Origin of the sequence: Rhodococcus sp. IEGM 1408, assembly GCF_033142235.1 — a bacterium.
Classification (GTDB): domain Bacteria; phylum Actinomycetota; class Actinomycetes; order Mycobacteriales; family Mycobacteriaceae; genus Dietzia.
The window spans coordinates 103,631-110,037 of the sequence record NZ_JAWLRW010000009.1 but is presented as its reverse complement, the minus strand read 5'-3'; the positions used below and the strand labels follow the sequence as shown (position 1 = coordinate 110,037).

Below are 6,407 nucleotides of genomic sequence, written 5' to 3'. Positions count from 1 at the left end.
ACGTCACCGGAGCCCACGAGCAGCTGGGTGGACAGGGGGCCCAGTTCGGCCGAGCCGCCGAGCGGCTCGACGCTGAGTGCGGGCAGGGCCGCGGAGCCGCCGAGGAGGTTGGTGGACAGCGGTGCCATCTCGGTGGAGCCGACGTCCCCGGACCCGGTCAGGAGCTGGGTGGACAGCGGTGCCATCTCGGTGGAGCCGACGTCACCGGAGCCCACGAGCAGCTGGGTGGACAGGGGGCCCAGTTCGGCCGAGCCGCCGAGCGGCTCGACGCTGAGGGCGGGCAGGGCCGCGGAGCCGCCGAGGAGGTTGGTGGACAGCGGGGCGAGTTCGGAGGACTCGAAGCCGGCGGAGCCGCCGAGGAGGTTGGTCGACAGCGGCGCCATCTCGTCCGAACCCACGTTGCCGGAGCCGGTGAGCAGGTCGGAGGACAGGGGCATCGTGCCGAGCGAGCCCTGGAGGGTGTCGGGAAGGTCTGCGGAGCCGCCGAGCGGTTCGAGGCTGAGTGCGGGGAGTTCGGAGGAGGCACCGGCGGAACCCGGCACCGTGGATGAACCCTCGAGGAGCGCGGACGAACCGGGCACCGTCGATGAGCCTTCGAGCAGCGCCGAGGAGCCGGGCAGCGTGGAGGAGCCGGGTACGGTCGACGAACCCTCGAGCGGGTTGAGATCAGCCGAACTCGGGATGACACCGGACGATCCTTCGCCCATCTCGCCGGCGGAGCCGATGATCGCGGCGGGCCCCTCGCCGATCGAGCCGGAGATCGGCGACAGGATGGGTCCGAGCACCGCCTCGAGGCTGGCGGCGGGGATCGCCTCGACACTCTGAGCGCTGGCTGTCCCCTGCGCGCCGGCGGTGGCTAACAGGACTGTCGCCGCGACGGCAGCGGTTCTGGTGGACTTGTTCATGGGAGGTCCTTTCGGTGGGAGCGATCCCCTCAGGCCACCGGTAGACCGTGTCTTCCCATGGCGCCGTGTGCTGACACACATAAGATTCCTCTAAGGCTGGCGCTCTGTCAACGGGTTCCTCTCAGGTTGTTACCGATGGGGCGGATGATGAACCAAATCTTAGAATCGCACGTGGAGGCCGCGTCCACCTCGTCAGTGGCGGCGCCATCCGCACTACTCGGTCAGGTTTGTAAAAGAAACGATAGCTAAGGAAACGGCAAGGGCCGGGGCCTCTCTCGTAGAGGCCCCGGCCGATGCGGGTGTGCGTGCGGTGAGTCAGTCGCGTGGTTCGCAGATCACCACCGGGATGACCCGGCTCGTGTTGGATTGATACGACGCGAAGTCCGAGTAGCGCTGGACGAGCTCGGGCCACAGTTCAGCCCGCTCCTGGGGGCTCGCCTCCCTCGCCGTCATCGTGCGGGACCTGCGCCCGACCTGGACCGTGACGTTCGGGTCGGCCAGAACATTTCTGTACCACTGCGGGTGGGACGGGAGCCCACCCTGCGAGGCCACCAGCAGCACGCGGTCACCGTCCGGAAGATGGAGCAACGGCACGGTCCGCGGCTCGCCGGTCTTCCGCCCCGTCGTCGTCACCAAGCAGACCGGAACCGGCGCGCGCAGCGCCGAACCCACCCGCCAGGACCCACCGACCCGTCCGCCGGACACGCGGTAGGTCCAGGTGTTGACCTTGGACATCACCTTGATCACGCCGACGACCCAGGGCTTGGACAGCCGCGGGTCGTCGACGCCCGTCTCCGGACGGGGTTCGGGACCGGTCACTTGTCGCCGGTCAGTGGAGCGCGGACGATCACGTGCTTCCCCGGGAAGAACGCTGCGAGCTCACGCCGGCACTCCTTGAGCGACTCCATGCCGAAGCCCTTCTTGCGCTCCTCGGGGCGGATCCAGATGGCCACGTCCACGTCGCCGTCGCCGGTCTGCTCGCCGAAGACCAGTCCGACCAGGGCGTCCCGGGCGGTGTCGACGGCGACGAACCACATCGCCGACTCGGCCTCCACCCGCTTGAGACCCTCGCTGCGTTCCTGCTCCGTACGTTCCTCATCCCACTCGCCGGCCGTGGCCGACGAGGTGTCGGACGACCGCGCGTGGAAGAGGGCCCGGTGGTCCTCGGAGTCCCGGAACGGCAGCAGCGCGAAGCCTCGTGAGTCGGTTCCGGGGTGGGCGGCGTCGTGGCCGATGAACGTCTCCAGCGGAGCCCTGAGGACCTCGCGGGCCTGGTCGGCGGACACTGCCAGCAGGCCCGCGATCGTCTCCACCGCATCGTCGGCGTCCTTGGCGGACGAGATGGCGGCCAAGACCTCGCGCCGCTTGCCGGACGCCGCCTCGATGACGTTGCTGCTCATGTCAGATCCTCTCGATGATGCTCGCCGAGGCCTGGGCGCCGCCCGCGCACATCGTGATGAGGGCGCGCTCGCCGTCCGTGCGCTCGAGCTCGTGCAGGGCAGTGGTGATGAGCCTAGCGCCGGTGCTGCCGACGGGATGACCGATCGCGATGGCGCCGCCGTTGACGTTGACCTTGTCCATATCCGGCCCGTGGACCTGCGCCCAGCTGAGCAGGACGGAGGCGAAGGCCTCGTTGCACTCGAAGAGGTCGAAGTCGGCGATGGACATCCCGGAGCGGTCGAGCACGCGCTGGGTGGCCTGTACGGGGCCGTCGAGGTGGTACTCGGGCTCGCCGCCGACCAGCGCCTGGTGGACGATCCGCGCGCGCGGCGTGAGCCCGTGTGCCCTGGCCACGTCCTCGTCCATGAGCAGGACGGCGGACGAGCCGTCGGACATCTGGCTGGAGGTTCCGGCGGTGTGGAGGCCGCCCTCGAGGACCGGCTTGAGTCCGGCGAGCGCCTCGGCGGTGGTCGCGCGCAGGCCCTGGTCGCGGGTGACCGTGAGGGTCTCGCCGGTGTAGGTGCCGTCCTTGAGGCGCTCGGGGGCCTCGACGGCAAAGGTCTCGCGATCGAACCGCCCCTCGTCCCACGCCCGCTGGGCGTTGGCCTGCGAGCGGACGCCCAGCTCCTCGAGCTGCTCGCGGGTGATGCCGCGGCGGTTCGCGATGCGGTCGGCCGCCGTGAACTGGTCGGGCAGGTCCACGGTCCAGTCGTCGGGGCGGGGCATGCCGTTGGACCCGTCGCCGACCGCCGCGCGCAGGGCGATCCAGCTCATCGACTCCACTCCGCACGAGATCCCGACGTCCATGGCGCCCGCGTGGATGAGGTTGGCGATGAAGTGAGTGGCCTGCTGGGCGGACGAGCACTGGCAGTCGATGGTCGTGCACGCCGTCTGCCAGGGCAGGCCGGAGGCCAGCCACGCGCCGCGGGTGACGTTGTTGCCCTGGGCCCCGGCCTGCGTGACGCAACCGCCCACCACCTGCTCGACGAGCGAGGCGTCGATCCCGGCGCGGCGGATGACCTCCTTCTGGGAGGCGCCCAACAGGTGTGCGGGATGGAGGCCCGACAGGGCGCCCCGAGCCTTGCCGATCGGCGTCCGTACGGCCTCGACGATGACGGGATTGCCCATGGTGGTCCTTCCAGAAGCCGGGCCTGACATTTCAGGTACCCCGGGGTGAACGTGTTCTAGTATGGTGAGTGGAACGTGTTCTAGATTACCGCTCAGTCGTCGGGTTCGCAGTATCCCGGGGTCGTCGGTCGCCGAGCACGAGTCGCCACCGACGCCGTCAAGGAGTACCAGTGCAGACAGTGACCATCCCCGCCGGTTTTGATTTCACGGACCCGGAACTCTACGAGAAGCGGCTCCCGCATCCCGAATGGGCCGAACTCCGCCGGTCCGAGCCGATCTGGTGGTGCGCCAACGAGCCCGGGGCCGACGGGTTCGACGACGACGGCTACTGGGTCGTCACCAAGCACGAGGACGTCAAGGAGATCTCGCGCCGTACCAACGAGGTGTTCTCCACTTTTGAGAACACGGCGATCCCGCGGTTCGCGCCGGGCACCGAGCGCGAGATCGTCGAGCTGACCCGCCTGCTGTTCATCAACCAGGACGGCGACGAGCACAAGAAGTACCGGCGCACCATCTCCAAGGGCTTCACCCCGCGCAACATCGAGAAGCTGCGCGAGAACCTGGCGGAGAAGGCGCGGAACATCGTGCAGACGGCCGCGGCCAAGGGAAGCGGCGACTTCATCACCGAGGTCGCCTCCGAGCTGCCGCTGCAGGCGATCGCCGAGCTCATCGGGATCCCGATGGAGGACCGCCACCAGATCTTCGAGTGGTCCAACCAGATGACCAGCTACGACGTCCCCGGCAAGGTCGAGGAGTCGCAGATTGCCAACGCGATGGTCCTGGACTACGCCCAGAAACTGGCCGTCAAGCGGGAGACCGACCCCCGCGACGACCTGGTGACCAAGCTGATCCAGGCCGACATCGACGGCGAGAAGCTCACCTCCGACGAGTTCGGCTGGTTTGTGGTCCTGCTGGCCGTCGCGGGCAACGAGACCACCCGCAACGCCACCACCCACGGGATGATCGCCTTCCTCGACAACCCCGAGCAGTGGGAGCTCTTCAAGAAGGATCGGCCCGAGACCGCCTACGACGAGATCCTCCGGTGGGCCTCGCCGATCTCCTCGTTCCAGCGCACCGCCACCGAGGACGTCGAGATCGGGGGCGTGACCATGAAGAAGGGCCAGCGCGCCGCCATCATGTACGGCTCGGCCAACTTCGACGAGGACGTCTTCTCCGACCCCTTCAGTTTCAACATCCTCCGCGACCCCAACCCGCACCTGAGCTTCGGCGGCAACGGCCCGCACTACTGCATCGGCGCCAACCTGGCCCGGCTGCAGATCGAGCTGATCTTCAACGCGATCGCCGACCACCTCCCGAACCTGGAGTCGCTGGGCGACGCCTCGCGCATCCGCTCCGGGTGGCTCAACGGCATCACCGAGTGGAACGTCGACTACAAGTGCCCGGTCATGCGCTGACCTGAGCTCGTCGCTCAGTCCGCTGGCTGTCCGCCCTACGGCCCCGACACCGCCTTCTCGCGAGGGCAGGGTCGGGGCTGTCGGCTTTTTCCTGCGCGACCTCGTCGTCGTCGCCCGTATCCGGCCCCGTCGATTCACCCGAACACCTTCGGCGGACCGAGGGAGCAGGCAAGGTGGAAGGCATGCTCGAGCACCGCTCCGTCGACCGCGACGGCGTCCACCTCCACTACGTCTGCGCAGAGCCCGGAGAGGCCGCGGGGGAGAGTCGTGGCACCGTCGTCCTCCTCCACGGCTTCCCGCACTTCTGGTTCACCTGGCACCGCATGATCCCCGCGCTCGCCGCCGCGGGATGGCGGGTCATCGCGCCCGACCTGCGGGGGATGGGCCGGTCTGACGCCCCTACGGACGTCGAGTCCTACGCTCCGCGGGAGGTCGTCGACGACGTGCTGGCCGTGTGCGACGACGCCGGCGCCGACAAGGTGGTGCTGGTGGGCTTCGACTTCGGAGCCGGCGTCGCCTACGACACCTGCCACCTCGAGCCGGGCCGGGTGCGCGCGGTGATCGGGATGGAGAACCCGTTCATGGGAACCGCCGGGTCGGTCTCGCCGCTGGAGGGTTCGGCGATGATGGCGGAGAAGCACTTCCTGCACCTGAACTACTTCGCGACACCCGGCGTGGCGGAAGCGGATCTGGCCGGCCGCGAGCGCGAATTCCTCACCCGCGTGTTCTGGGCGCTCTCGGCGGACTACCACTACCTCGACGTGTGGCAGCACCCCCCGGGTTCGACCTACCTCGAGGCGCTGCCCGAGGCGCCGCCGCTGCCGTGGGAGTGGCTCTCGGTGGAGGAGATGGACGTCTACGAGACCGAGTACGCGCGCACCGGGTTCGCCGGCCCGCTGCAGTGGTACCGCGCGATGGACGTGTCGTGGCGGGCCCGCAAGGGGTTCGAGCTCCAGACCAACCCCGTGCCCTACTACTTCCTCTACTCCGAGCACGATCCCGACCTCGAGGGCTTCCACGGCCGCGATCCGCTCTCCAAGCTGGGGCGATACCACGACGACGTGCGGATGGTGCGCGCGATCTCGTCGCCCGCGGGGCACTTGATGCACCTCGAGGCCACAGAGGACACGCATCGCGAGATCCTCGCGTGCCTTGCCGACATCGCGGCTCAACTCCCGCGGTAGCTCACCTCGTCGGGGCCCGACCGCCGCTGGCGTTCGCTGGCGTTCGCTGGCGCTCGCGCCCGGCCGCGTCTCCAGCACGCCCGTCGACTGCCCTAGCCTGGTTGGCGGACAGGCGCCCCGGTTTGGCGGACATTTCTCGCGTTTCAGGCTCGGTTCTCGCATATCGGGTCCGCCAGCTGCGAGGGGGTGTCCGCTAGCTGCGAGGACATGGCCGGCAAGCGGGGAGGGGGGCCCGCCAGCTGCCACGCGAGGGCTCGGTCAGGATGAAGTCAGGTGCGGAGATCTCGTCGGGCGCGGGTCAGGGCGCTCGCGATGTGGCCGATGACCTCTTCCGG

General features: G+C 69.0%; 6 protein-coding genes. 2 read left to right on the top strand and 4 right to left on the bottom strand.

Annotated elements, in window-relative coordinates:
* From R4P08_RS14730 to R4P08_RS14715, 4 genes are all read right to left on the bottom strand, one after another.
* Nucleotides 1–905, bottom strand: a 905-nt coding sequence (locus R4P08_RS14730) for a hypothetical protein (protein ID WP_317814643.1), incomplete at its 3' end; no start/stop codon positions are given.
* A 315-nt stretch (nucleotides 906–1,220) separates the two neighbouring features.
* Complete coding sequence (locus tag R4P08_RS14725; protein WP_317814690.1) at nucleotides 1,221–1,640, bottom strand: nitroreductase family deazaflavin-dependent oxidoreductase; 420 nt, start codon at nucleotides 1,638–1,640, stop codon at nucleotides 1,221–1,223.
* Nucleotides 1,641–1,720: 80 nt separating this feature from the next.
* Nucleotides 1,721–2,305: an N-acetyltransferase gene (locus R4P08_RS14720; RefSeq protein ID WP_317814642.1), complete on the bottom strand. Its 585-nt coding sequence runs from the start codon at nucleotides 2,303–2,305 to the stop codon at nucleotides 1,721–1,723.
* A gap of 1 nt (nucleotide 2,306) precedes the next feature.
* Nucleotides 2,307–3,473: a steroid 3-ketoacyl-CoA thiolase gene (locus R4P08_RS14715; RefSeq protein ID WP_317814641.1), complete on the bottom strand. Its 1,167-nt coding sequence runs from the start codon at nucleotides 3,471–3,473 to the stop codon at nucleotides 2,307–2,309.
* Nucleotides 3,474–3,643: 170 nt separating this feature from the next.
* Here R4P08_RS14715 and R4P08_RS14710 point away from each other — a divergent pair, with 170 nt between their 5' ends.
* On the top strand, nucleotides 3,644–4,888 hold the full coding sequence (locus tag R4P08_RS14710) for a cytochrome P450 (RefSeq protein WP_317814640.1): 1,245 nt from the start codon (nucleotides 3,644–3,646) through the stop codon (nucleotides 4,886–4,888).
* 182 nt (nucleotides 4,889–5,070) lie between these two features.
* Nucleotides 5,071–6,072, top strand: a complete 1,002-nt coding sequence (locus tag R4P08_RS14705; protein WP_317814639.1) for an alpha/beta hydrolase — start codon at nucleotides 5,071–5,073, stop codon at nucleotides 6,070–6,072.
* Nucleotides 6,073–6,407 lie beyond the last annotated feature (335 nt).

What these genes read in the sequence shown, in the direction of transcription:
- R4P08_RS14725 (WP_317814690.1), bottom strand. Translation starts at nt 1,640, where the DNA reads ATGTCCAAGGTCAACACCTGGACCTACCGCGTGTCCGGCGGACGGGTC.
- R4P08_RS14720 (WP_317814642.1), bottom strand. Translation starts at nt 2,305, where the DNA reads ATGAGCAGCAACGTCATCGAGGCGGCGTCCGGCAAGCGGCGCGAGGTC.
- R4P08_RS14715 (WP_317814641.1), bottom strand. Translation starts at nt 3,473, where the DNA reads ATGGGCAATCCCGTCATCGTCGAGGCCGTACGGACGCCGATCGGCAAG.
- R4P08_RS14705 (WP_317814639.1), top strand. Translation starts at nt 5,071, where the DNA reads ATGCTCGAGCACCGCTCCGTCGACCGCGACGGCGTCCACCTCCACTAC.